This is a genomic window from Dehalococcoidia bacterium (assembly GCA_003597995.1).
GTDB lineage: Bacteria > Chloroflexota > Dehalococcoidia > Dehalococcoidales > UBA1222 > SURF-27.
The window spans coordinates 1-20,616 of sequence record QZJY01000019.1 but is presented as its reverse complement, the minus strand read 5'-3'; the positions used below and the strand labels follow the sequence as shown (position 1 = coordinate 20,616).

36 protein-coding genes and 1 pseudogene are annotated in these 20,616 nt (G+C 51.8%); 3 read left to right on the top strand and 34 right to left on the bottom strand.

All coding sequences use genetic code 11. The features are described 5' to 3' along the window. The 27 genes from C4542_03050 to C4542_02920 all read right to left on the bottom strand — a co-directional run. The coding region (locus C4542_03050; GenBank protein RJO62638.1) for a hypothetical protein at positions 1 to 740 on the bottom strand (740 nt) is incomplete at its 3' end. Next, positions 737 to 1,435, bottom strand: coding sequence for a hypothetical protein (locus tag C4542_03045; GenBank protein RJO62637.1), 699 nt, complete (start codon positions 1,433 to 1,435; stop codon positions 737 to 739). The genes C4542_03045 and C4542_03050, both read right to left, overlap by 4 nt. Before the next feature lie 73 nt (positions 1,436 to 1,508). Beyond that, positions 1,509 to 2,033, bottom strand: coding sequence for a site-specific integrase (locus C4542_03040; GenBank protein ID RJO62636.1), 525 nt, complete (start codon positions 2,031 to 2,033; stop codon positions 1,509 to 1,511). Then, positions 2,033 to 2,275 carry a hypothetical protein gene (locus tag C4542_03035; protein ID RJO62635.1) on the bottom strand — a complete coding sequence of 81 codons (243 nt, stop codon included), beginning with the start codon at positions 2,273 to 2,275 and terminating at the stop codon, positions 2,033 to 2,035. The genes C4542_03040 and C4542_03035 overlap by 1 nt, the downstream gene beginning before the upstream one ends. Then, positions 2,272 to 2,478: a hypothetical protein gene (locus C4542_03030; GenBank protein RJO62634.1), complete on the bottom strand. Its 207-nt coding sequence runs from the start codon at positions 2,476 to 2,478 to the stop codon at positions 2,272 to 2,274. Before C4542_03030 ends, C4542_03035 begins: the two co-directional genes overlap by 4 nt. Positions 2,479 to 2,513: 35 nt before the next feature. Continuing rightward, positions 2,514 to 3,227, bottom strand: a complete 714-nt coding sequence (locus tag C4542_03025) for a hypothetical protein (protein ID RJO62633.1) — start codon at positions 3,225 to 3,227, stop codon at positions 2,514 to 2,516. 154 nt (positions 3,228 to 3,381) lie between these two features. Next, positions 3,382 to 3,681: a hypothetical protein gene (locus C4542_03020; GenBank protein RJO62632.1), complete on the bottom strand. Its 300-nt coding sequence runs from the start codon at positions 3,679 to 3,681 to the stop codon at positions 3,382 to 3,384. Between the two features lie 537 nt (positions 3,682 to 4,218). Beyond that, the gene (locus C4542_03015) at positions 4,219 to 4,518 is read right to left on the bottom strand and encodes a DNA repair protein MmcB-related protein (protein RJO62639.1); all 300 of its coding nucleotides are present in this window, start codon (positions 4,516 to 4,518) and stop codon (positions 4,219 to 4,221) included. 680 nt (positions 4,519 to 5,198) lie between these two features. Beyond that, positions 5,199 to 5,441: a hypothetical protein gene (locus C4542_03010; protein ID RJO62631.1), complete on the bottom strand. Its 243-nt coding sequence runs from the start codon at positions 5,439 to 5,441 to the stop codon at positions 5,199 to 5,201. 9 nt (positions 5,442 to 5,450) lie between these two features. Then, positions 5,451 to 5,918 carry a hypothetical protein gene (locus C4542_03005; protein RJO62630.1) on the bottom strand — a complete coding sequence of 156 codons (468 nt, stop codon included), beginning with the start codon at positions 5,916 to 5,918 and terminating at the stop codon, positions 5,451 to 5,453. 5 nt (positions 5,919 to 5,923) lie between these two features. Then, positions 5,924 to 7,144 (bottom strand): site-specific integrase, encoded by a 1,221-nt coding sequence (locus tag C4542_03000; protein ID RJO62629.1) that lies wholly within the window; start codon positions 7,142 to 7,144, stop codon positions 5,924 to 5,926. 217 nt (positions 7,145 to 7,361) lie between these two features. Then, positions 7,362 to 7,748 carry a hypothetical protein gene (locus C4542_02995; GenBank protein RJO62628.1) on the bottom strand — a complete coding sequence of 129 codons (387 nt, stop codon included), beginning with the start codon at positions 7,746 to 7,748 and terminating at the stop codon, positions 7,362 to 7,364. A gap of 80 nt (positions 7,749 to 7,828) precedes the next feature. Next, positions 7,829 to 8,056: a hypothetical protein gene (locus C4542_02990; protein ID RJO62627.1), complete on the bottom strand. Its 228-nt coding sequence runs from the start codon at positions 8,054 to 8,056 to the stop codon at positions 7,829 to 7,831. Further along, entirely contained in the window at positions 8,053 to 8,493 is a 441-nt protein-coding gene (locus tag C4542_02985; protein RJO62626.1) for a hypothetical protein, read from the bottom strand. Before C4542_02985 ends, C4542_02990 begins: the two co-directional genes overlap by 4 nt. Positions 8,494 to 8,853: 360 nt before the next feature. Next, positions 8,854 to 9,198 (bottom strand): hypothetical protein, encoded by a 345-nt coding sequence (locus C4542_02980; GenBank protein ID RJO62625.1) that lies wholly within the window; start codon positions 9,196 to 9,198, stop codon positions 8,854 to 8,856. A 1-nt stretch (position 9,199) separates the two neighbouring features. After that, positions 9,200 to 9,430 carry a hypothetical protein gene (locus tag C4542_02975; GenBank protein RJO62624.1) on the bottom strand — a complete coding sequence of 77 codons (231 nt, stop codon included), beginning with the start codon at positions 9,428 to 9,430 and terminating at the stop codon, positions 9,200 to 9,202. After that, positions 9,431 to 9,910: a hypothetical protein gene (locus C4542_02970; protein ID RJO62623.1), complete on the bottom strand. Its 480-nt coding sequence runs from the start codon at positions 9,908 to 9,910 to the stop codon at positions 9,431 to 9,433. Then, positions 9,903 to 10,157 carry a hypothetical protein gene (locus tag C4542_02965; protein ID RJO62622.1) on the bottom strand — a complete coding sequence of 85 codons (255 nt, stop codon included), beginning with the start codon at positions 10,155 to 10,157 and terminating at the stop codon, positions 9,903 to 9,905. Before C4542_02965 ends, C4542_02970 begins: the two co-directional genes overlap by 8 nt. A 232-nt stretch (positions 10,158 to 10,389) precedes the next feature. After that, positions 10,390 to 10,764: a hypothetical protein gene (locus C4542_02960; protein ID RJO62621.1), complete on the bottom strand. Its 375-nt coding sequence runs from the start codon at positions 10,762 to 10,764 to the stop codon at positions 10,390 to 10,392. A gap of 169 nt (positions 10,765 to 10,933) precedes the next feature. Beyond that, positions 10,934 to 11,404, bottom strand: coding sequence for a hypothetical protein (locus C4542_02955; protein RJO62620.1), 471 nt, complete (start codon positions 11,402 to 11,404; stop codon positions 10,934 to 10,936). Positions 11,405 to 11,636: 232 nt separating this feature from the next. Next, positions 11,637 to 12,026, bottom strand: coding sequence for a single-stranded DNA-binding protein (locus tag C4542_02950; protein RJO62619.1), 390 nt, complete (start codon positions 12,024 to 12,026; stop codon positions 11,637 to 11,639). Positions 12,027 to 12,194: 168 nt separating this feature from the next. Beyond that, on the bottom strand, positions 12,195 to 12,407 hold the full coding sequence (locus C4542_02945; GenBank protein RJO62618.1) for a hypothetical protein: 213 nt from the start codon (positions 12,405 to 12,407) through the stop codon (positions 12,195 to 12,197). Continuing rightward, on the bottom strand, positions 12,404 to 12,853 hold the full coding sequence (locus C4542_02940; GenBank protein ID RJO62617.1) for a hypothetical protein: 450 nt from the start codon (positions 12,851 to 12,853) through the stop codon (positions 12,404 to 12,406). The genes C4542_02945 and C4542_02940 overlap by 4 nt, the downstream gene beginning before the upstream one ends. Continuing rightward, positions 12,850 to 13,113, bottom strand: a complete 264-nt coding sequence (locus tag C4542_02935; GenBank protein RJO62616.1) for a hypothetical protein — start codon at positions 13,111 to 13,113, stop codon at positions 12,850 to 12,852. The genes C4542_02940 and C4542_02935 overlap by 4 nt, the downstream gene beginning before the upstream one ends. Positions 13,114 to 13,227: 114 nt before the next feature. Further along, complete coding sequence (locus C4542_02930) at positions 13,228 to 13,749, bottom strand: hypothetical protein (GenBank protein ID RJO62615.1); 522 nt, start codon at positions 13,747 to 13,749, stop codon at positions 13,228 to 13,230. Between the two features lie 18 nt (positions 13,750 to 13,767). Next, positions 13,768 to 13,989, bottom strand: coding sequence for a hypothetical protein (locus C4542_02925; protein RJO62614.1), 222 nt, complete (start codon positions 13,987 to 13,989; stop codon positions 13,768 to 13,770). 313 nt (positions 13,990 to 14,302) lie between these two features. Continuing rightward, positions 14,303 to 14,482 (bottom strand): hypothetical protein, encoded by a 180-nt coding sequence (locus tag C4542_02920; protein ID RJO62613.1) that lies wholly within the window; start codon positions 14,480 to 14,482, stop codon positions 14,303 to 14,305. A 340-nt stretch (positions 14,483 to 14,822) separates the two neighbouring features. Between C4542_02920 and C4542_02915 the strand changes: the two are divergent. The 3 genes and pseudogenes from C4542_02915 to C4542_02905 all read left to right on the top strand — a co-directional run bounded on the left by C4542_02915 (position 14,823) and on the right by C4542_02905 (position 17,576). Then, positions 14,823 to 15,038, top strand: a pseudogene (locus C4542_02915) (HNH endonuclease). A gap of 76 nt (positions 15,039 to 15,114) precedes the next feature. Then, positions 15,115 to 15,897, top strand: a complete 783-nt coding sequence (locus tag C4542_02910; protein ID RJO62612.1) for a hypothetical protein — start codon at positions 15,115 to 15,117, stop codon at positions 15,895 to 15,897. Further along, complete coding sequence (locus tag C4542_02905) at positions 15,897 to 17,576, top strand: toprim domain-containing protein (GenBank protein RJO62611.1); 1,680 nt, start codon at positions 15,897 to 15,899, stop codon at positions 17,574 to 17,576. The genes C4542_02910 and C4542_02905 overlap by 1 nt, the downstream gene beginning before the upstream one ends. A 65-nt stretch (positions 17,577 to 17,641) precedes the next feature. Here the strand turns inward: C4542_02905 and C4542_02900 are convergent, their stop codons facing one another. From C4542_02900 to C4542_02870, 7 genes are all read right to left on the bottom strand, one after another. Continuing rightward, positions 17,642 to 18,235, bottom strand: coding sequence for a hypothetical protein (locus C4542_02900; protein RJO62610.1), 594 nt, complete (start codon positions 18,233 to 18,235; stop codon positions 17,642 to 17,644). Position 18,236: 1 nt separating this feature from the next. Further along, the gene (locus C4542_02895; protein RJO62609.1) at positions 18,237 to 18,452 is read right to left on the bottom strand and encodes a hypothetical protein; all 216 of its coding nucleotides are present in this window, start codon (positions 18,450 to 18,452) and stop codon (positions 18,237 to 18,239) included. Further along, on the bottom strand, positions 18,439 to 18,654 hold the full coding sequence (locus C4542_02890; protein RJO62608.1) for a hypothetical protein: 216 nt from the start codon (positions 18,652 to 18,654) through the stop codon (positions 18,439 to 18,441). Before C4542_02890 ends, C4542_02895 begins: the two co-directional genes overlap by 14 nt. A 155-nt stretch (positions 18,655 to 18,809) precedes the next feature. Beyond that, the gene (locus C4542_02885) at positions 18,810 to 19,010 is read right to left on the bottom strand and encodes a hypothetical protein (protein ID RJO62607.1); all 201 of its coding nucleotides are present in this window, start codon (positions 19,008 to 19,010) and stop codon (positions 18,810 to 18,812) included. Then, a complete protein-coding gene (locus C4542_02880; protein ID RJO62606.1) occupies positions 18,997 to 19,185 on the bottom strand; it encodes a hypothetical protein in 189 nt (62 codons plus the stop codon). The genes C4542_02885 and C4542_02880 overlap by 14 nt, the downstream gene beginning before the upstream one ends. A 96-nt stretch (positions 19,186 to 19,281) precedes the next feature. After that, positions 19,282 to 19,617 (bottom strand): hypothetical protein, encoded by a 336-nt coding sequence (locus tag C4542_02875; GenBank protein RJO62605.1) that lies wholly within the window; start codon positions 19,615 to 19,617, stop codon positions 19,282 to 19,284. Positions 19,618 to 19,883: 266 nt separating this feature from the next. Continuing rightward, entirely contained in the window at positions 19,884 to 20,147 is a 264-nt protein-coding gene (locus tag C4542_02870; protein RJO62604.1) for a hypothetical protein, read from the bottom strand. Between the last annotated feature and the right edge of the window lie 469 nt (positions 20,148 to 20,616).

Genomic DNA, 20,616 nt, shown 5'->3' with positions numbered 1-20,616 from the left:
CTGTCCCCGGTAGCACTCGCCGCGCCACTGTCCCCGGTAGCACTCGCCGCGCCCCTGTACCCGGTAGCACTCGCCGCGCCCCTGTCCCCGGTAGCACTCGCCGCGCCACTGTCCCCGGTAGCACTCGCCGCGCCCCTGTACCCGGTAGCACTCGCCGCGCCACTGTCCCCGGTAGCACTCGCCGCGCCACTGTTCCCGGTAGCACTCGCCGCGCCACTGTCCCCGGTAGCACTCGCCGCGCCCCTGTCCCCGGTAGCACTCGCCGCGCCACTGTCCCCGGTAGCGCTCGCCGCGCCCCTGTCCCCGGTAGCACTCGCCGCGCCCCTGTTCCCGGTAGCACTCGCCGCGCCACTGTCCCCGGTAGCACTCGCCGCGCCCCTGTACCCGGTAGAATGTCCACCTTTTACCGTTTTTTTGCAGCGCAAAAAAGTGAAGTCGATAGCGGCTTGTACAATAGCGGATAGGCCAATTTCGCCTTTTATCGCAATCTCCGTGCAGGCAATTTTGGAGTCGCTGTCAAGGCGTTCGGTTTTGCCACCGCCCTCAACTTCGGCAAAGCGGCTCGTTGTGGGATCGTAGTAACCGAAAACATCAAGCGGGTGCTCACAAAAATGGAATCCTCGTTCGCAAATCGACACCGAGTCACATTTATACTCTTTGCCGATTTCATACTGGAAACCCCGGCATTGCAGGTTTTTATCAAACCCCTTATAGCCCTTGATTTTCGTAGCCTTCTTCATACCGCCTCCTCGCCCGCCTCGGCGGCTTCAGGTTCTGGCACCTGAAAGTCATACACTATTCTCAGGTGCTCTTTGATCGCATCACTGGGCTGGCCGTATGCCTTGACAAAGAAACGGTAGGCCACTTCAACATTGGCATCTGCGAGGTTCATGTATTCATCGAGGGCCGACTCCTGCTCCATCCGCACCCTTACGTTCTCCCTTGCGGTTTCAAGGCGCTCCGTGATCCAACCGATGGCGGAATCCTGCGCCTTGATAGCCTTTTTGCGAAGTTCATCGGCTTCATCGTACTCTTTCTTCTTGAGGCTGTAAGCTTCCGCCTCATCCTTAATCTTCTTATAGTACGCCTCAGAAAACACGGGCTTGCTTTCGATCTTGACCTCTTCGCGGTTTTCCACAACATACGTTTTACCAGACCCGAAGGAGCGGGTGTTAAGACGGCAGCCCGCATTGATTGCCGTACAGACTACTACCGCCTCTTCCATCGTAGTGAAGCACAGGGAATCGCTCCACCCGACATTGACCCGATACATCATGGCATCGGGATGGAGTTCCGGCTCCACGGGCCTTTCCGGCAACGGCGGCACGGCTATCGGCGCACCGGCCTCAGCACAGGCGATCTTCTTGTGGTACTCCAACTGCTCATCGGTGAGATCGTAGACCTCTTGATCCGTTAGTTCATCGAACGATTTCATTCTTCCCCCTTCTGGTGATTGGTTAAGTGCCTGTTACATAATAACAATAATAATAAGAAAGAGCAAGGGAAATCTACGCCATTGCCAGAGCGATATTCTTCGCCCGCGTGGCTGAGATTTTGTAGTAACATTCGGTTGACTTGATACTGCTGTGCCTCAGCCAGTAGGAACAATCCTCTATGGGCATTCCCTTTTCGCTGAAGGCCATTGCCCGCGAGTGCCTCAATACATGAGCCGACACGCCCTTTGGTGCGGCATCCCGCCATATCTTGGCTACCATTTCCCCGCTGACCCCGTGGCCGGAATAACCGGGGAACAGGTACTCATGGCCGTGGCTCATCAGGTACTTCAGCAACTTTGACTTCAGCGGCTCGACCAACGGCATGAACTGCCTGAACGGCTTGCGTCTCTTGAGCGCCGTAATCCAGATGCCGTCCCGCTCGACATCGCTGCGTTTAATCAGGCCGACTTCCGACCGTCGTAGACCGTAGAAGAACACCGTATCCAGCAGCAAAGGATTGGCCGACCTTGCTATGATCTGGCGCACCTCGACTTCCGGCAGCCAGCGCAGGCGGCGCTCACCGTAAGTGTGGTTCATCACACCCCCTCTCGTTCACATCCTTCGGAACAAAACCGGCTTGTTTTCTTGCATTCGGAACATAAGATTGCACCGCAGAAGTCACACATGAACTGCGGTATCTTGATAAGCATAGCGCCGTCTTCGTCTTCATGCTTCTCCGCTATGGCCTCGGCGTCCCCTCCGCAACGGGAACAGGTAAGAAAGTATTCATCTTCTTCCGGCGGCGAATGCGGTGGCTCGTTCCAAGGGAATTGAGTCATATCAGACCCTTATCAATCAGACCGCGAATCCCATCTATCACCACATAAACGCCGGACGTGCAAAAAAGCAGGGCAAGAAGCGTTACCGCTAAAATTGCCCCAAACGTAAGCGTCCCTGGCTTTCGCTTTTCCGTTACAAGGCTAACTCCAAGCGCCATAAGGACAATACCAACACCTATACTTATTGACTCCAAAAGCATCATTTCCCCCTTTCTCCTGTCCAGGTTAGTAGCCACCCTCACGGTACGTTGTTGTATGCAGGTATCCAGCTTCCCCGCGCCTTGAATCCATCCATGAAATACAAATTACTATGTCCCGCGTCGCCGTTGACTTCGATCCCTGCCGGAACGATAACATTGATTGACGAAGCGCCATAAAGGGGTGTGATTTCAAACGAATCCAAAGCAATGTAAACATCGTCCGGCATATCGTAATCGTAATGATGCGTGACCGTGCCGCCATTGGAGATAAACCCGACAATCCATTTCCGGTAATCGTTTACCGTTGCGGGTCGTAAATGAGGCAGAATATTACTTTTGAAAGCGTCGGCCCTCTCTTTATGATCCTTATCCCATTGGCGCTCTCGTTCCTGCCATTCCCGGTGCTCCTGCGCTATTTGTATGCGGTGATCTCTGCGGGCTTGTTCGATTATACCCATTGGATACTCTCTCCTGATGGTGTTTTTGGGGTTCATCCAGGTTAGCAGCCGGGCAATCCGACGCATGTGGTGCCAGTCTTGATACTTGACGGCATCGGAGTAGTCTTGGATCAAACAAGACCTAAAACCGGGATCAACTGACAATCGCTCGAACCGCTGGTAAAACTCGTAAGTCGGATAGTAGCTTTCCAGCAAAACTATGGGCCGCCCCGACAACGTAACTGGCAGCGACGGTGTCACCTGTCCCGCCAGCGCGACCGGCAGCAGGAGCAGGGCAAGTATGAGTGGTTTCATTTTTTATCCTGCCCTTCGATTGGGAATGCATCTTCGTTTTCGTTAAACTCGCGGCCACACTTCCGGCAACTCCATAGGGAAGTAGAAACAAGGTTATCCGCTCCATCCCACAAAAATCCCTGCGAGAGTTCGCCACCGCAATTAGGACAGCGTGTCATTTTCCCCTCAGTTCTTTCAGCGCCGTCCGGGTTGAGGCTTCCAGCGCCTTGATAGCTTGCTCAAGCACGGCAATCCGCTTGTCGTTCACTTCGTTCAAAGCGATGCACAGTGGATTCTCCGGCGGCTTGCCCTCGGTATTGTCCGTCCATAATCCAGCCTTGCAGTTGTGCAGGTGCGCCCTCAGTATCCGCAGGGGATAGCCAGGATCGGGCGTTGCATCTACATGGGACAGGCTCTCAGCCATATCCACATAGCAGCCAGTATGCCCGATCTCCACCAGGGACGGTTGCTGCATAAACCCCTTAGATTCTGGATTTGCTATCTTAACCACATTTTCCTCCCTTGTTATTTGCCAGCCGTCCGGGTTAGGGGCGTGGCTATTCTTCTTTAACTAAATAGTCTCGCATGGCAAGCAGGCATTCCGAACAAAACAGCACTTCATAATTAACTCGCTCAGAAAGCGCGGGTATTGCTACCGCCGCCCCCAGCTTGCCACAACCATCGCAAGCTTCACTAAAATGTATCTCCATGAGAAGCATCTTTTTCCTCCAAGTTTTGCGTCAACCCCCATATCATCATGATCCGGTTAGCAATGTCTACTAACAATTCCCCCTGACGACCTTTGGGCAAAACGCTATTCTTAATGCTATCAAGATCGTTTTCCACTAAGCCCATCAATTCACCCATAGAACAGCGGAGCCAATCATTATCTCCGTACTTTCTTTCACCAACACTCAAGCGGCCACAGCAGGCAACATCAAACTCATCTCTGAGTGTACTAATGTTATCAATCACAATTGCATCCCTCCCTTGTGAATTGCCTAAAAATTGCCTACAGCCGGGCAATCGGCGTTACTCGCCACATCAGGACGTGATGATAAATAGATTGCTCAATTCCGGCGGTGTTCATGCGTACTGGCTGGCGCACTATTTGCATCCGCTGGCCGTTGCCCGTAACCTGGATAAACCCACATTGCGGCGCGAACTGTTCCATTTCAGCCCTCGTCACCAGTCCGTTTGGGACGGCAAAATAAAACGAATTACAGTACGGCCAGTAGCTCGGATACTTCCTATCTCCGAATAGGTCGGCCCGGCTGCATTTGATCTCATAGGCGATATGGTTGATAAACATATCAGATTCCCGCCGTATGGCCCAAACATCAATTATTGCATCCTTTGTGCTTTCCCCTGGACGGCGCACCCCATTTTCAAAAGCAGCCCTATCCCGCTCGGTATATTTCTGCCCGCCCACTCCCGTTTTGCACTGCGGCAAGCAGAAGTCTAACTTGTGCCGGGCAAGTACCAGCTTTGTGATCTCAGCCTCATTCACCTATCTTTCCCTCCACTGTGAATTGCCGTCAGGCCGTCCGGGTTATTGGCGTTGCCCGGCTTCGTTCTTATGGGCGATCATTATTCCACACCACAAAAACGCCAGTGGCGTGGTTACAAATATGAGACTGCCAGTGGGTAACACGAAATACAGGCCCGTCACCATACAAGACAGATTAATTAACACAACCCCAAGAATCAGGTGTATCCAGTACATCTTTTCCTCCACTGTGAATTGCCTAAAAATTGCCGTTAGACTACCAAAAATTCGATACGTGGTTTTTGGTTGCGCCTGGGTTGCGTTTTATAGGGCGATAAGACAACCGGGAAGATCGCGGGCAACGGCAGAATGCGGGTTTGAGGCCGGTTTTTTTATGGTGCATAATCCCGGCTTCGGCACCAACATCCAGGAAAGCCGCTTGCCGCATAGGTTTGCGGCTTTCCTATTTTCCCCGGTTGCGCCTGGGTTGCATCTGGTTGCGTTTATCCGACTCCGCCGGAAGCCTCTGCCGTGGACGCGGCAGGGGCTTCTTTTTGTTTCACGAATGGGTCAAACCAATGGATAGCCTGTTCGAGCGCATCTTCTTCGTGCCGCGACTTTGCTATCATCTGGCGACTATCGGGAAAGATCACATAGACCTCATAAGGCTGATCGTCTACCGGAATATACTCAAGGGCCACGCCAGCATAACCACAGACACGCTTAAGCTTTTGCCAACCGTCCATCCTATCCTCCTATTCAGTGTCCACGGTAGGGGCTTCTTTTTGCCATTGCACAAATGCCTCTCCCATGTCCTTAAAGTCATTCCCAATACCACCGCCGAGAAAGCGCAGCATTCCGGGGACTGATCCATTCATAGGAGAATTTGCCGTTGGGTAGTGCATGTCTCTTGTTGTGGCTTCGTCCAACTGCAAATAGCGGCTTAACACATTAATATCATCAAAATAAACCGCCGCCTCCTGCATCATCTTGACAATCTCATCGTCGCCATAACCAGCCGATTCCCATTCATCACAACCCGAACAGGAGCCGTATGTCCACTCGTAATGGAAAAAACGACCATCGGACAGACGGCCAAGAATATTTGCAAATCCCTGATAATCGGCTTCGGAATGTTCCCAAATAATCTCCGCGTTTGGGAATGCCGTCGCCGCCTCACTTCCATAGCGGCAACTGAAGGCCACTGTTTCATCCCATTTCATTTTACCTATCCTCCTACGCCGCACCTATCCGGCGCTGGTTTGGGTTTAATTTCCCCGTCTAAAATGTTCACTCCCCGTCGATTTTCTGACGGGATAAAATGAGAATAAAAGCGTATCGTCATCTCGATACCACTATGCCCTATCTGCTGGCTGACATAATAAACACTCACCCCGGCGGACAGCAGCAGACTGGCGTATGTATGCCGTACCGCGTGAAACTTCTCATAGTGAATCCCTGCGGCCCGCAGCAGCCGCCGCCAGATATACCGGACGCTGTTCTGAGCTATCGGTTGCCCGCCGTTGTGGAACATCCACTTGACCGGCTCATTACTACCCGCAGCAAGGGCTTGAGCCTTTCTCTCGGCATGGAGCCGCTTCAACTCGGCTGCCAGCTCACCGCTCATTTCCACCTGGCGGGCCTTGCCCGTCTTTGTCCTGGTTATCCGTTGGTTCCGGTAACTGCGCTGGACAAGGATCAGCCCGCCGCGCCAGTCAACATCATCCCATTGTAGCGCCAGAATCTCACCGAGCCGCATTCCCGCCCTGAACGCCGTAAGCATGAACGGGTAATATTCCGGGTAGATTTCGAGGCACTTTCCGAGTATCAGATCAACCTCGCCGCCGTTGAAGGGCCGCACCTCGCTTGACCTGTCCCGCTTAATACCCAGGGTCTTGATAATCTCCCTTGTCGGATTGGCCGGGACCAGCTCATCGTCCACCGCGCAGTTCATCACTCCGCTTACTATATCCCGCAGCAGCAGCAGGGTTGATACTGATTTCCCGGCCTTATGGTGTCTCAGCAGCATGTCCCTTATCTGTGAGCGCCTGAGTTTATCGACTTCGATTGCGCCGATTTCGGGACAGATATATTTTTTCAGCACGGTTTTGTATCGTTTGTAAGTAGTTTCCCGGCGCAAGGGTTTGATATATTTTTCAAGCCAGTCGGCGGAATAATCTTCAAACGTCATTTCCTGCCGCTCGTCGAAATTGTACTCCCCCAGGGCCAGCCGCGCCGATATTTTACCGGCAGCATCATTGGCGGCAGCCTCGCTTGCACCTATCCGCTTGGCCTTCCGGTGACCGCGCCAGTTGATAAATACCCACCACGCGCCCTTGTGGAACTTGACTTTTACTCCCATGAATCGCCTCCCGTTGAGTTGGCCGTTGGACTTCATGGGCGTATTATTTACCCGCATTGCACACCTCGTCAACCAATCTGTCAACATCCGTAGCGCAGACCTCGTACCGGCCCAAAAACTGGTCTATCCATTCCGGCTTGATTACGATTGTTTTCCGCCGCTGGACATAGCGCAGGCCGTCCTTCATCCATTCGCGGACTTGTCCCGCCCCGACACCGGCATATTCCGCAGCGTCCTCAATCCGCAGCCAGCCGGAATAGTATGTAACTTTGGTCAGCATCGTTGTTATTAAATCCCCCAGGTTTTATTTGCCTGGATCATTCTTAACTCCGTCGATTGCTGCGCGGGCAATCGCCCTCACGGCGATTGTGGCATCATGCCATGCGTCCCCCCTTCCAAGCGCTGGATAATACCGCTCTATCTTTTCCAGCGCGGCCAGCAGTCCGTCCCGCTGGGCTGTGACTGAGACAAGCTCCCTCTCCAGCCTGTCCATCTTCTCGTTTTCCTGCTCGATCATTACGGACTTGATTGCATCCATGTCACGGCTATCACGCCCAATAATTTTAAGCCCTTCCGGCCAATACGGCTGCTTTCTTCTACCGCTCATCTTCAACCTCGCTTTCTGCCACCGGGCCACATTTTTCGCAGACGGGACACGGGCAAGGATACGGGCTTTCAATTCGACAGCCAATGCCGTAGTCCCAATGCACCTTTCCGCCGCAGATTTTGTGGGTCATCTTCAACCTCACTTTCCGGGACTTCGCCCGCAGCTCATAAGTCCTCTATATCGATTTGAAGGGCGGCCTTTACAACCAGCATATCCGTTACCTCTTTGACGTTCAGAAGGTGCTTGTTTTTCAGAAGTATCCTCCGTTCTTCATCAGCAACAAACTTTGATTCATAAAAAACTGGCAGTATCTCCCCAGCTACTCCCTTAACCCACCCGACTTTGTGAGTGATAAGGGTAAATCCTTCAATAACCTTAATCCCCTTATTCATATCCCCTTCCTTTCGTCCAGCCAGATAAGGGCAACTTGCCATGCCTCATGGCGGCTATCGGCACAGAGGATTTCCAGTTTGCCAAACGCCGAAACATTTAATCTGTGCCGCTTGTAATAATCCCCTTCACTGTTCTGCATTGGCTGTTCATAACTGTAGGTAAACGCGCAATGAAGTTCGTCGCATAGTTGTTCAAGCCTATCCTCGACCGCCCGCTGGCCCTCGGCGGTGTCGAGATAGTCTTGTACGTCCCCAGGAAAGAACAATTCCTCTCCATCTACGCAGATATATTTGCGTCGCCCCGGATGCTCCCCACCATGTATTTCATACCCCAGCGCGGCCAGCAGTTCGTCCCGCTGGCGTTCCAGCCTGTCCATCTTCTCGTTTTCCTGCTCGATCATTACGGACGCGATTGCGTCCATGTCACGGTTGTTCATCTTGACTCCCCTACTATCTGTCCGCAAATAAGCCCCGCTACCAGCAGCGCGGCCCAAATAAAAAGGGTCAGCGGAATACTATCGTCCAAGAGGAACTTGCGAAACTTGTCACGCTTCATATCCCCTTCCTTTCGTCCAGCCAAAGCTGCCAATTCTGGCTATACCCTGTTATTTGGAAGTGGCAGTTAGGGCAAACAAACACATCTTTATCCCGCTGATAGTTTTGTCCCCCTCCGAACCAACAGTTTCCACCAAACCAGTTGGCTAAAGTTATTTCAAAGGGTCGTTGGCAACGAGGACAGGGCATTGTTTTAACAATCCCACCGATAGAAGAATACCACCGGTAGAATACGGTGTGGCTCATATCCCCTTCCTTTCCGACAGCCAAATTAAAACGGCTTGCCAAGCGGCATGTTTGTTCTCACGCTCAGCCCGATATGCAACTTTCCAGTGCCCGTTCTTAAGTTCAAGCAACCGGATTACATTGGTCTCACGGTTACCTTCGCTATCCCACATGTGCAACGGATTGTCGGCACACCACAAGGCTTGCGCCGTGTCTTCAACCGCCCGCTGCCCATCGGCGGAGTCAAAAAACTTTTCGTAGTCGGTAGGTTTGATAAACGTACCGGCCCATGTCACATAGTCACCCCTTGCATCTAACACAAAGCCAGCGGCATTTACCACCATCCCCAGCGCCTTCGCCAATTTAGTTTCCATCGCGGGCCTCGGCTTTCGGTGGTACACGGCGCACCCTTAGATCAGAAATATTGGCGCGTAGCAGGTTGTGCCGGGCCTCCCATAGATCACCACAAACGCCAGAGGTAATCGTTAATCCCTCTTTGGCGATTTGCTTCCGCATTGCCATTGCATCGGCCTTGCACTCGAAGTCAATGGAATAACTTTCGCCGTGAAGGTGATCAAATGTTAGACGGTACATCTATTCCCCCTCTCCCTTGTTGCGTACGGCCTCCAGGTCGCGGATGAGGGCGGCAAGAGAACGTTCCTCACCCACAACAGTCCAATGTCCATATTTTTTTATACAAGTACAAACGGGGCAAAAATCTGGCGGCATATCCCCTTCTCTTCGCCACTCCAACCGCCGCAATGCATCCAGGCAGCGGGCGAGAAGGGGCCGAGTACCAAGCCACAAGTTTATCACCGCTATTGCCTGTGAAACGAGGCCATATTCCGACCAACCCACCTTGTCGCCGTTCCACCACCGGCCCCCACTTTTAGGAGATACTTTATTCAAGGCTTCATAAAGCAGATCAAGCGCAATCTGCGCCCGTTTCACGGTGGATTTGTACTCATCCCGTTCCGCCGTCAGCCCTATAATCCGTTGACCAAGCTTCTCGCACTGGTCGTTTCTCCGGGCGTTCTCGTCCTTGAGTTGGGCAATCACCTTCCAGTCAGTCATTGTCGGCCTCTGGTTCGTCTTGGGGTGTCCATGCCGCCTTGCCTACATACTCATACTCATCTCGCCGTAGCCGGATATAGGCTTGACCGCCGCGCTCACCATTTTCACCGAGAGCCTGGACAAAACCCATGACCCCAAAGCTCTTAAGCTCGGTGACGGTCAGCATACACGCCCCGAACATTGGATTGGTTTGACAGTCCGGCGATATTTGCACAACGTCGCCTACTGCTATTTCACCTGCGCTCATTGTCGGCCTCCGCTACATCAACATTCACGTTGTTTCTATCAATACGCCCGCTTTCGATGCCGTTATAAACACTCTCCAAAAAGTCCGATAGCAACGAACTGGCGTGCGTACCATCGGGCATATCGTGTTCTTCTGAATAGTTAAGACTCAATTCCACCTTCATTTCCCCTCCAATCGACACGTTCTCGGCTCATGTCCATAGCATGGACACGTTCCGGGTACACGAATACCATCACAGCGATTTGAGCAAGCCCTTAAGCCGGTCGCCTGTCAGTAGAACAACCTTGATTTTTGGGTAATACTTAGCCATGCGTTTAAGCGCCGTCTTGTTTCTGGCATCCTGATAGCCCTTGACCTCGTGCAGTTCTATCCTACCGGTGCGATAAACAACCTCGAAGTCCGGCTTGTAGCTGCAAACGCCACGCATGATACCGGGGAACCAATATGTTGTCGGCTCATACTCCCAGGACTTGATCTCCCCGGCTTTAACCATCAGGTCAAGATAGGCGGCGTATTTCAGTTCCCAGCCGGAGCGCATGTATATCCGCCGCCCGTTGTTTTCATACCAGCCCGGCGTGATATGGGAGAAGTTCCGGCGTGGTCTCATTTGCCCTCCGATAAGCAGGCTTGTAAGGCGGTAATCAGTGTTGCCACTTCGTTCGAGTCCAAAAGGATTGTGGCTTCACCGCGTCCCAACTCTTCAACACAAAGCCCGATTAGGCCACCAATCAGACGGCCCACCTCTACTAAATTCCCCGTATCTTCCTGTTTGATCCTCATTTGCCCTCCAAGAGTACGTCCAGTTCACAGCTGGGGTTACATTCCGCGCCTAACCGCAGGCATTCAGGACATTGTTCGGCGTTATCCCTGATCCGTTGCAGCATGTCCCGCAGCACCGCGTTCTCAGTTCGGAGTTGATCCCGCTCCTTTAGCGGATCGTGAATGCCGTCAAGGAGTTCTGAGTGTTCCTGTCGCCATAAATCGCGTTCCGCTTTCAGCGCCGCGTTTTCGGCTTCGAGGGCGGTCACTCTTGCCAGCAGTTCCGGCGCGGCTGCGATAAGGCGGGCGTTGGCTTCGATTTCCTCACCCGACATTTCGCTTATGTAACTCTCCGCATCACACTCACAAATATAATTATAGCACCCCTTATGGGGGCCATCTGGATACCGCGCTGCAATGAGTGTAGAATTTGGGTCATCTTGCTCCCACGGCCCCGGCGTTGCCCCTTCAAACTGTTTCAAGTCCATCATATCCTCCAATCTCCCGGCGGTTACTTGTCGTACTCCGTTGCTCCGTATAAGATGTCCGGATCGCCGACAATAATGTCATACCGTACCAGCCGCTCAAAGCCATCTGAACAAGTTACAAGAACATCCGTTGTCGCCACGGTATGCGTTCGTTCATATTCGCGTCTCTGCATTTCTGTAATGACCATACTACGCCGCCTCCTCGATCAGCCCGCACTCGCGGGCAATTTGTTTAGAAGGGCAAATCCTCGTCATCACTGGCCTTGCCGCCAGCCACTTCATCTTTCTTTTTCTTGCCACCGCCGCCCGGCAGAAGTGTCGGGTAATTGATAATAATCTCAGTTGAGTATCGCTTGACGCCTTCCTTATCTTCCCATTCCTTCGTCTGCTGGTAGCCATCAACCTGAAGCAGACTCCCCTTGTGGACATACTTAGACACAATGTCGGCGACCTTGCCCCATGCCACGCAGCGGAACCATTCGGTCTTTTCCTGTTCGCCCCACTTGCGGGTTACGGGTATGCTGAACGTAGCTACCGCCGTATTGTTGGCCGTGTGGCGCAACTCCGGGTCCTTGGCGACATATCCCGTTATTTCGGTACGACTCGTTCCTTGGAAACCCATTGCATCACCTCTCTATGGTTCTGTCTGGAAACCGCAGCGCACTTTCCGCTTCTTCGATTGCATCTACTAACCAATTAACCCGATCTTTAAGGGCTTCGACCCGATCCACCAATGCATCGTGTGTCGCTTCCAACTTCTCTCCATCGTAACCGCATTCAGGACACTGCATTATTCTTCCCCCTTTTCATGCCACACGGTCTTTCTTGCGATGATGATACCCGTGCGGGTTATAATGGCGTACTGAGTGTTGTTGCCGTAATTCCGGCGGCACAACAGGTTCTTTGGATCACAGAAAACCTCTTCCGGCGGCAGGGCACATGACTCATAGCCCAAGGCTTGCAGTTCATTGAACCGCGCTGCCTGCTTCTTGGTGAGTTTCATTCATCCTCCTCATTGTCTCCATCTACCCGCTTTAATACCCACCGCACCCCATCCTCGTCTACAAAGAAATGCCGCGAAATCTCTTCTCGCTCTCTTTCGAGGGTGGCCTTGTCTTCGAGTTCTGTCGAATACTCCCACTCGACCAACTCGCTTATAAACGGAAGCGTTTCTCCCTCGCTGAAACAGCCCGCCATCTCGTTCAATAGCAATTCACGCCGTTCTTTGGCAAGGTGCGCGGCATTAATGTCGGCGGCAAGGCGGAATAAGTCGTCGCCAACTTGACGGCACCTGCTTAAAAGCTCTTTGAAGTCGTTGCGCTCACTCATCATGCCTCCACGTGGTCGGGCCACAACTGCGGCGTCTTGTGATAGAAACGTGTCGCCCGCGCCCATATTTCGGTAGCCATAAATGTCCTTTATTTGGATGCGGTGTTTCCAGTTGGTCATTTTCCACTCCTCCTTGCCTTGAGATCGAGTCTTTCCACGGCCCGGCGCGGCGACACTATCCTGCCCGTCCTGCGGCAGAACTGGTCTCTCGGATGCAGGTACGCCAGCCCGTTCGAGACCTCCTGCCCGTTGGCGTACAGGCCGCAGACCGTCACCGGACTGCATGGGTGCGGCTCTACGGCGTGATGGTATCTTACTTCGGTTATCCCGGCGTTTTCCAGCAGAGACTGCAACTCAGGAATATCCACTTGGCCGTACATCACTTCCCCCTTTTGACTTGCCGTTGAAGGTAAGCCAGCCCAATGACAATGAAAGCAAAGAACAGAACGATAACGCCATCCACGATATCCCTTATGGTCATGTTATGAAACATATCAGCCACAATCTGCATAATCCGTTAGGCTCCTTTCCATCGTGTTGTTTTCTTTAATGAGCCGGAGTAATTGAATCCTGTGATGTTCCGGCGGCGGGCATTTGTTCTGTAGCCAGTTGGATACGGCGCTGTCGTAGCAACCCATGTCACGGGCAAGCTGGCGCTGGCTCCAGCCGAGTATATCGAGCAGGTCGCAGATAAGATCGCCCCATGACGGCCATTCATCGGGAAGCTCCGGCCCGCCACGCTTGCTGTTGCCGCTGCCGATAAAACGTGGGTCATTGGCGGCTTCGCTTTCTGTCTGTTTACCGCAGCCTGGGTTGACGATCAGGAAGCCGCACTTGTCAAGACAAGTTCCATATTCCCGGCCAGAGATAGCCCGCCAGCGCTCATGCCAGCGTTCCAGCACTTCTTCCGGCGTTGGCCGCTCAGTGTCAAGCCAGCAGGATTTGCCATCACCGCCGTCCACGTCTTCAAGCGATAACGACGGCTGATTATCAATCGTCTTCTGCATGTAGATCATGGAACCCCCTTGTGCTGGTTAGTTCTCTTTCTCGCGCTCGGCAAGAAGGGCATCGGCGATACCGTAAACCCACTCAGCGATAACGCCAGGGTCTAATTCCGTCCCCGCCTGCTGGTGGTGACGAATTTCGTGCGCCAGGGCTGATGGAAGCGCCTGTCCCGCGAAGTAGTCGCGCAAATCACCGGGGAATGGGATTGCCGCTTGCTTTGCGGCGGTAGTAGTAGGCTTTTCTTTTGGCATTGTATTCCTCCCTGTTTTTGTCTACCCACTCACGGTGGTATAAAGATGCACAAGCCTTGCAATAGGTCTTTCGCCCCATCCAGCGTGAAGATCGATCAGTTGAAAATTCGCCAATTGTTGGAGCGGCGGACGGGGCGCGACCCCGCGATGCTCCGTAAGTTATACGCCGCCGCTCCAAAGTTTTGACCGAGGCCGGATTTGAACCGGCTTTGTCCGGGCGCTGCGCATGGCACCTGTCTTAGCCATGTACCGGCTTGAGCCTTAAACGGGTATCTCCGCTTGCGTGTTCCCACCACGCCGCCCGGTCAGTTTGTCAATTAAAGAAACCACCCCAGTAAAGAAGCGCCGTTATGAGCAACCATGTTATGATGTGCTCTGGCGCGTTATAATTCCCCTTGGGCTGCCCGTGCCTGTACGACACAAGGACAACTTCCCCCACAAGGTTCGCTAAGTAAATAGCTTCCGGCCAACCAATGTGAAACGACGCTTGCATGCCATCCCCCTTTGTGGATGAATTAAATCGTATCGACGCTTTAATATAATACAATAATAACAAATGTCAAGAGAAAAGATGGGGAAAGAAAAAGAAAAGAAGGTATTGACTTTTGGATTATTTGTGCTACATTAATTGCAAGGAGGAATACCAATGGAAAAACAAGATGTAATCGTCAGATGCCACTGCCAGAAGTGCGGGCATGAGTGGTATCCCCGTCAGCCCGGCGTTCCCGTACAGTGCGCCAACCCGGCCTGTCGCTCGGCTTATTGGAACAAACCATATATTCGCAAGCCGAAAACAAAATAGTCCACCACAAGGGGGAGAACAAGGATGTTCGATGCCGAGCTATCGTGAATTACTGCTTGACCCAAGGTGGCAGAGAAGAAGGGCAGAAGTCTTAATCCGCGACGACTTCACCTGTCAAAATTGCGGATCAACCACGGAAACACTATTTGTCCACCACAATTATTACGAGAAAAACCGAATGCCGTGGGAGTATCCTTCGGATGACGATTGGCCGCACGCACTGGAAACTATTTGCGAAAAGTGTCATCCCCTGCGGGATGAAATCAGGCGCATTGCCAAAGAGCTTGTTGCGATAGCCATTAAGATAGAGCGCGGGGTTCCGTATGCCTGACAAGATAGTTGGCGGTTATTATATTAAGGCCCGCCGCATTCAGGAATCAGAAATAGCGCACCAGCCACCGCATTATCGGGAGGTTTGGGACTGGCTAATCGCCAATGCGAACCACGCCCCTCGGAACATTTATGGCAAAACAATCCAGCGCGGACAATTGCATTGCACAATTGATGATATTCGAGAGGGGTTGCATTGGCACGTCGGGTATCGCAAGCAAACATACAAAAAACACGACTGCGAAAATGCAATGAAGTGGCTTACGAAAGCCGAAATGATAACCACAACGAGAACCGGACGGGGTGCTATTATAACTGTATTAAATTACGACACTTATCAAAATCCTAAGAATTACGATAACCGAATCGATAACCGAACCGGTAACGGGAACCATGCCGAAACCATGCCGAGCGAAAAACAAGAATTAAAGAATGGAATGCATAAAGAAGAAATAGAAACAAACACTTGTTCGGAGCAAAGCTCCTCACTGGTGTTTCTGATTCCCGTTAAGGGTGGTGCGATTTACACCGTCCCCGATTCTCTCGTCCTTAAGTTTGAAACGCTATTCCCCAGCATAGATGTAAGACTTGAGTTGCAACGCGCCCGTGAATGGTGTGAGGCGAATCCAAATAAGCAGAAAGTCCTTATTGAGAAGTTTTTAAATGGCTGGATGGCTCGTGTTCAGCGACGCGCCGAAGATAAGATGACGTTAAAGCAGCGCAAGCAACTCGAAATCGAAAGAGATTTCATTCTGTCCTGCGAGGATGCAAAATAATGGACATACGATACTATCTTAACTCAAAGGGATTCAACTGGCGGGAAGTCAACCGGGCCACCGGGCCAGTGGCGACGATGAATTGTCCGTTCTGTGGCGACCGGGAAAAGAAATTTGCTATCAGCCTGACCGATGGGGCGTGGAATTGTATGCACTTGAACAATTGCGGGCGCAAGGGGTCGTTTCTCCAGCTTCAAAGGGAATTGGGTGACGCACCGCTGCCGGTAGATGCGGCCAACATGATGTACCGTCCCGTTAAGGAGCCGCCGAAGGTCTATGTTAAGCCGGACATGCCGACGGCCATGCTGGACGGCAGGGCGTTGGAATGGCTGGAAAAAGAGCGGGGATTTACCAAAGAAACTATCGATCATTTTGGTATGCGGCAATCGGAAAAGGGTGGGAGCGTTTGCTGGTTGTATTACAAAGACGGCCAACTTGTGAACGTCAAGAGCCGGGCCATGAGCGAAAAGAAATTCTGGAACGCCAAGAGCGCCGAACCTGTTTTATATAATCGGGACAACTGTAAGGGCAATAACGAGCGACTAATAATTACCGAGGGTGAGTTTGATTGCATGGCTTTATACCAGTACGGCATCGAGTCCGTCAGTGTTCCAAACGGGACAGGGGATAAGCGTTGGATAGATACCGAGTGGGAGTTTTTGCAGGGGTTCCAAGAAATCATTCTTTGCCTGGATAATGACAAGGCGGGAGTAGCCTTGCGGGATGAACTGATTCAACGGTTGGGCCGCTATCGCTGCCGGATAGTTGCGCTACCGCATAAAGACGCGAACGAGTGTTTGATTCAGGGCGTGCCGGTGAACGCGGTACACGATGCTTTCCGCAATGCCGCCGATGTTCCGCCAGACCTGCTTGTCAGTGCGCTTGACTATACCGAAGAGGTGATAGAACTGTTTAATCATCCGGCTATGGTCGAGGGTACGAAAACAGCATTCGCCGGGCTTAATAAGTTATTACATGGCTGGCGGGATCAGGAACTTACGATATGGAGCGGTACGAACGGTAGTGGCAAATCGACGATACTTAATCAGGTGATGCTCGACTTGTTGGCAAAGGGCGTTCCGGTTTGCATGGCAAGCCTTGAATTGCCGCCGAAGCAATATCTCAGGTGGGCCGTGATGCAATGGACGGAGCGGCATTTGCCGGACGATGAGCAGATATACAAGGCGTTTGCCGATTTCGGGCCATACTTGTATATCATAAACACGCATGAGGAAATTGAACCGGCGCGGGTGCTGGACTGTTTTACCTATGCGGCCCGCCGATACGGGGTTAAGCATTTTATTATAGATAGCTTGAGCCGTTTATCGTTTCCGCTTAAAGATGAAAACAACGAGCATAAGAAATTTGTTTCCGATTTTCTCTCGTTCGTAAAAGCTAATAACGCGCATGGTCATTTAGTGGCACACCCGCGCAAAGGTTATTCGGACGACGACCGGCCTGGAAAGGTGGACATTGGCGGTACAGGGCATATAACCAATCTCGCTCATAACGTGCTTATTATGTGGCGACCGAGCCAAGAGTTGCGGGACAAGGCTTTTCAAAAAGGAAAAGAGCCTCCAGAATCGAGGCTCTTGGTGGTGAAAAATCGGGAATGGGGATTAGAGGGATCGATTGACTTGTCATTTAATCCTGACGTTAAGAAGTTTTACAACCATTAATGGCCTATCACATGCCGCACGGCGGGCCGCGCTAATTGGCATCGGGGATGTCCGGTTTACCGCTCTCAGGAATGATAATCAATAACGTAAACCTCATATTCCGCTGGTGCTTCTGGCAGCCGCTTCCAGACTTCGGTGTACTCCAGTGGCGTTTTATCGCGGTCGTACCACAGCCCTTGATAGCAAATCGCAAAGGGCCGCTCTGTGTTTATCCAGTCCACTTCTCCGATAACAGCTTCGCTTGTAGTGGCCTGATTGCCGTCTGCGTCTTGTTCGTCAATTAAATGCAGCGAATCGGCCCACCGGCCACCGACCACGAACCAATCCCATTTTCCGTTAGGATTATCCACCGTGTAAACAAACCCGTCAAGACCGATAATCCAGCCCGCCCAGTCCCGCAAGCAATTTTGAATTATTCCACGGTGCTTTTCCCACGCCGAATCGAGGCCGTTTTTCTTGCTATCGGACAGAAATTCGGCGGCTTCTTCGGCGTAGTGTTCCTTGAGAAGTTTTTCCAGTTTAAAATTCCATTGGTTCGGTGCGAATTTTCGCAGAGGCAGGCAAGGGCCGCCAGTGCCGCCCTCTTGGTAAGGGCGTAAAATGTCCTCGACTGACCGCCAGTCTTTCGGGTCGCGGATTAGGTACATGCAATAGTGCATCTTACCCCTCCATTCTTTTGCTATGTTTCAGCAGTAGGTTGACATCGTATTTGCCAATAAAACCAGTCTCAGGATTCTTTACTTTGACCGTTTCCGGCGTTCTGCCGGTAGCGTGTTTGCGATACCGGACTCGGATTACTTCGTATGTCGTTCCCAGGTGATTAATCTTCAGGCCGGGAACAATATCCTTGCGCTTGAGCGGTTTAGATGCTGACATTAATTTCATCCCTTTCCCCTAAGTCGATCAGGGTTTGTTCTGGCGGTAACAAGCGCTGAATTATTTCGTGCTGTTTCCAAGCCAAACTCTCCTCCTTCTGTTTCCGGCTTGTGGCCTTTTCAGGATAGAGGATGGCTTGTAATTCAGCAAAGGATTTGAGCGGCTTATTCGGCATCGGGAGTACTCCGTTTTTGTGGGGCATGGTAAAGGGCGGCTACCACAAACCAACCCGCCTCCGTTTTTGGGGTATAAAGTCTGTCGCTTTGACCGCATTCAGGGCACGGCCCCTTCTGGTTTTTGTCCAGACAAACGTAGCAACGAGCGCAACAAATATTTGTCGGCAGTGTATGTTCTGCGTTATTCGGCATCGGGGATGTCCTCCCAGTTGGCATATATAGCACCGCAGCGGATGCACTCAAAAATATAATCAAGTGCAAGGTGGCGCTCATCGGAATCGGGCCACTCCATCACTATCCCGCCGTTACCATCTACTCTGACCCGGCGCTCAATGTCTAAAGTGCCGTCAAAGTGTTCTCCGCCGCATTTACACTTTTTCATTTTCAGCCTCCCGCGTTAGTTTTTCACCGCTTTCCAGCCGATTGTAAATCTGTTGCAATTTCTGGTGGAGTGGCGCATAGGGATTGAGTTCCGACATCCTTTCGGCAATCACGCCTTGTATAATATCTTCATCGGGCCATGTTTTCAGCATGGCGATAGTCCAGTGTTTCTTCATTTTCCACCCCTGCGTTTAATTGAGCTTACGTCCACAATCCACCAGACGGCCACAACCACAAGCCAGCCGGTGATGAGGTTGATTGCAAAGAGGCCGTCAGTTGGATACATGGTCAACGCATCCCCGCGTCCGCCGGTTAAAGGCGGCGGCGTTGTAAAAGTTGGCATTGGCGTTCGCAATTATACCGCTCTCCCAGGTGCCTATTAACCGCAGTCCGTCCGCATCACGCTCGGCGTTTGGATATTGCCGTTCTTGTTCGGGCGTAATATTTCGGGCAAATCGAACCAATACGCCCGGCGCGGCCTCATAGTCAAATACAGCGTGGATTATACGCACGGTTAGCCTCGTGTTGTTTGAAAATAATGCGGTAGTAATCGTCGGGATGAACGGCGGCCCCTTCAATAAACCCCGCCGGTTCGCCGGGATTGTCATCTGTCAAAAACCACAATTGAGCGCCGCATTCCTGGCACGGTTGACCTATCGGCGCGCTAAGGTCAGCCTCTCGGTTACTAAGAACATAGGTTGCGCGGCAATCGATGTTGCCACACACCAGCAAAGTATTGCGGTTACGCTTCATTATTTCCCCTTTCGCCCTCAGTCAAGGGCCAGTTGTAGTGCTGGTTGAAAGTCTTTGATGAGCCTGTCTTTCTTTTGTAGCCTCGCGGTAAAAGGTTCGCCGCCCAGCGGCAGGGGATTGGTTATAGTGCCGTGTCGCTCATGTAAGCAATGCGATAAAAAGCAAGGCCCAATATTTCTTTTTCATCGATAACCGCTTGCCCATCCTCATTGAATTTCCGAAATCCTTTTACTTCGCGGACGACCTTTTTCCAAGCCACAAGCGAAGGCCAGCCGCCAGCATTCTTGAAACAGCAACGTGATTGCAGATCAAAGCCGTCTAAGGGTATAGGATTGCGCCCGTTAAACTGGAATTTCTGGCGGTAATGTTCTATAATCAAAAACATAGTTTACCCCTTCAAAATTAGTTCGCGCACCGTGCAAATTTCATCCGGGTACGATTGCCCGGCGGGTGATTATTTCAGAACAACTTCCGCGCCGACCCGTTCCAGCGCCTTGATTACAGAACTGTGATTAACTTTTGCGCTCATTGTTACCCCTGCGTGGGAGTGAAAAGTAAACTGCCTGTATATATCATATAACAATAATAATAATTTGTCAAGGGGAAAGGGATATAAAATAAAAAGCGGGCAAAGTTGATTGCCCGCCTTCCCCGGCCTTTAACCGGGCAACTCATATCTCCCCCTTGCGCATTGAAGGAAAATTGAGCTATAAAATTTCATACGGATTATATATAATACGCCAGGGCCAGATTGTCAAGGGGATTAAACAACAAAATTAAACAATACAAGGGACTTGACTTTTACCGGGAACGATAGTATATAATCACAAGCCGCCGCAAGGCGGCAGGACTAT